The sequence below is a fragment of the Caballeronia sp. genome (assembly GCF_028292365.1).
GTDB lineage: Bacteria > Pseudomonadota > Gammaproteobacteria > Burkholderiales > Burkholderiaceae > Caballeronia.
On record NZ_JAQGMM010000300.1, the window covers coordinates 1 to 3,359 of the forward strand.

A 3,359-nucleotide genomic window follows, 5' to 3' on the forward strand; every position below is an offset into this window, starting at 1 on the left:
ACGGGCGGCAATTTTGAAGCCCCATGTATTCCATAATCGTATAGATGAAGCGTTATTCTTCATTGTAAAGGCATGTCGATCGTCGCTAGTATGCAGACTCCTGGCTGCGCCCTACGCGTGAACCCGACAGACGCCGCGCCGCCGCGCTGGAGCCGATACGGAAGGGCCGACCCGACCATTCATTGATGCGCTGCCTGCGTCGTCGAAGGCGAGGCGAGCGTGCGAGGAGAAGACTCGATCGTGAGAATGACCTTTCGTTGGTATGGCGACACGGACCCCGTGCCGCTCGCTTATATCCGCCAGATCCCCGGCATGGTCGGGGTCGTCTCGGCGATCTATGACGTGCCTGTGGGCGAGGTATGGCCGATCAACAGGATCCAGTCGCTGAAGGACAAGATAGAGGCTCACGGCCTGACGCTGGAAGTAATCGAAAGCGTGCCGGTGCACGAGGACATCAAGCTCGGCAAACCGACACGCGGCACGCTCATCGCCAATTACGGCCAGACCCTGCGTAACCTCGGCGCCTGCGGCGTGAAGGTGGTCTGCTACAACTTCATGCCGGTTTTCGACTGGACCCGCACCTCGCTGGAAATGCAGTTGCCCGATGGTTCGACGACGCTTGCGTTCGACACGCAAGCGATCCGCGAGCTCGACGTCAGCCAGGGTATTCAACTGCCCGGCTGGGACGCGAGCTATCAGCCCGAGCATTTGAGAGCCCTGCTGCGCGACTATGAAGCGCTCGACGAAGCCGGTCTCTGGGCCAATCTCGACTACTTCCTGCGAGCGATCATTCCGGTGGCCAAAGAAGCCGGCATCAAGATGGCGATCCACCCTGACGATCCGCCGCGGCCAATTTTCGGGTTGCCGCGCATCGTGAAGAATCGCGCGGACCTGCAGCGCGTGCTGTCTATCGTCGACGATCCCGCCAACGGCCTGACGCTGTGTTCAGGTTCGCTGGGCGCGGACCAGCAGAACGATATTCCGGCACTGGTGCGCGAGTTCGGCGCGCGTGGCCGGATTCATTTTGCACACCTGCGTAACGTGCAAACCAATGCGGCGGGCGATTTTCATGAGACCTCGCATCGCTCGGCCGACGGCTCACTCGACATGGCGGAAATCGTCAAAGCCTATTTCGAGACCGGCTTTGAAGGCTATGCAAGGCCGGACCATGGGCGAATGATCTGGGGCGAAACGGGCCGCGCCGGCTATGGGCTGTTCGACCGCGCGCTGGGTGCGGTCTACCTGAACGGCATCTGGGAAGGCCTCGCCAAACATCCAGCCCATCATGCGCCTGAGTAATGCCGCCGTGGCTTCGCTCGCGACGCGTGCGGCTGGCGAAGTCGTCGTTCCCGCCTACAATCGCGCGAGGCTTGCACCGGGCATCGTCCATCTGGGCCTCGGGGCGTTTCATCGCGCGCACCAGGCCGTGTACACCGAGCACACGTTGCGCGCTGGCGATTACCGCTGGGGCATCGTCGGCGTGTCGTTGCGACGTGCGGACACCTCGGAAGCGCTCACTCCGCAGGATCATCTGTATGCCGTGGATGTGCGCGACGGCACCGCGGATTCGTTCCATGTGGTCGGTGCGCTCATCACTTCGCTGGTCGCGCCGCAGTCGCCTGCCGCCGTGCTCGATGCGATGACCGATCCGCGCTGCCATATCGTCAGCTTGACGATCACCGAGAAAGGCTATTGCCGAAATCCGGCCAGCGGCGCGTTGCAGTTTGATCATCCCGACATTGCCCATGATCTGCGCGAGGCCGCCGCGCCGCGTAGCGCGATCGGCTTCGTCGTGCGCGCGCTGGCGCTGCGCCGCGCGGCCGGTTTGCGCCCGTTTACCGTGCTGTCGTGCGACAACCTGCCCTCCAATGGCGACACTATGCGCGCGTTAACGCTGGCATTCGCGCGCGAAGCGGATACTGTGCTGGCTGACTGGATCGAGCGAGAGGGCGCGTTTCCCAACACGATGGTGGATCGGATCGTGCCGCTCACCACCGACGCCGATCGCATGCGTGTAGCGAAGCAACTTGGTGCCAAGGATGCCTGGCCGGTGATGACCGAACCGTTTTCGCAATGGGTGATCGAGGACCGCTTCGCGGGACCGCGGCCGGCGTGGGAGCGCGCAGGCGCGACGCTCGTGGATGACGCGCGTCCCTATGAGCAAGCAAAATTGCGGATGTTGAACGGCGCGCATTCGGCACTCGCGTACCTCGGGTCGCTGATCGGCTTCGACACCGTCGATCAGGCAATCGCCGCGCCGGCCGTGCTGAATTTTGTCGAAAGCATGTTGCGCGACGAGGTGGAGCCGACGCTATCGCGACCCGCGTTGGCCACCTATCGCGCTGAACTGTTCACGCGTTTTCGCAACACCGCGCTCGATCACCGCTTGCAACAGATCGCGACCGACGGCTCGCAGAAACTGCCGCAGCGCTGGCTGGAAAGCGTGCGCGACAACCTGAAAAGCGGCGCGCCGACCGAGCGTCTCGCGTTTGCGTTGGCCGGCTGGATCGCGTACCTCGGTGGTCAGGACGAGACGGGCCGTACCTACACGATTGCCGATCCGCTCGCCGAGACTTTGACCAAAACGGTTCGCGCGACTTCGCACGCGGATGCAAGCGCTGCGGTGCGAGCTGCGTTCGAGATCGAGTCGATTTTCGGATGCGATCTGCGCACACAGACGCGCTTCGTCGCGCAAGTCGCTCGCCATCTGGCGGCGATTCGCGCACAAGGCGTCGTCAAAGCGATGGACGCTTGCACCGCTTCACGGCCATGCTCGTAGCCGCAGCGACCGCCGCGTTCTGCGAAGTAGTAGCCCTAATAACTGGAGAAAGACATGAGCGACCTGCTCGTCAAACCGTCGAAGCATGCCGAAGACGGCCATATCATCCATATCACGCCGGCGAGCGCCGGCTGGAAATACGTCGGCTTCGATGTTTTCGACTTGAAGGCCGGCGCCACGCTCACGCAGGAAACAGGCGATCGAGAAGTCGTGGTCGTGCTCGTCAAGGGGCACGCAATAGCCGGTTGCGAAGGGCTCGCGAGCCGCGTGATCGGCGCACGGATGTCGCCGTTCGATGGCGCGCCGTGGTCTATGTACGTGCCGCCGCGTACGCGCTACACGATCGTGGCCACGGATGACGTCGAACTCGGCATCTGCTCCGCGCCGGCAAAGGGCGGCCTGCCGCCGCGCTTCATTGCACCTGACGAGGTCAAGCAGGAAACCCGCGGCACCGGCGCCAATCTGCGTCACGTGCGCCACATCCTGCCGGAAACCGAGCCGGCGGAGAGCTTGCTGGTGGTGGAATCGGTGACGCCCGCGGGCAACTGGTCGAGCTACCCGCCGCATCGGCATGATACCG

General features: G+C 63.3%; 3 protein-coding genes. All 3 read left to right on the forward strand.

Going from position 1 to position 3,359, the window contains the following annotated elements; all coding sequences use genetic code 11:
- Nucleotides 1-246: 246 nt before the first annotated feature.
- Nucleotides 247-1,299, forward strand: coding sequence for a mannonate dehydratase (gene uxuA / locus JWR14_RS18705; protein WP_299709673.1), 1,053 nt, complete (start codon nucleotides 247-249; stop codon nucleotides 1,297-1,299).
- Nucleotides 1,286-2,779 (forward strand): mannitol dehydrogenase family protein, encoded by a 1,494-nt coding sequence (locus JWR14_RS18710; RefSeq protein ID WP_299709670.1) that lies wholly within the window; start codon nucleotides 1,286-1,288, stop codon nucleotides 2,777-2,779. Before uxuA ends, JWR14_RS18710 begins: the two co-directional genes overlap by 14 nt.
- Nucleotides 2,780-2,833: 54 nt before the next feature.
- Nucleotides 2,834-3,359 (forward strand): 5-deoxy-glucuronate isomerase (locus tag JWR14_RS18715; RefSeq protein ID WP_299709671.1); only part of this gene is annotated, 526 nt, incomplete at its 3' end.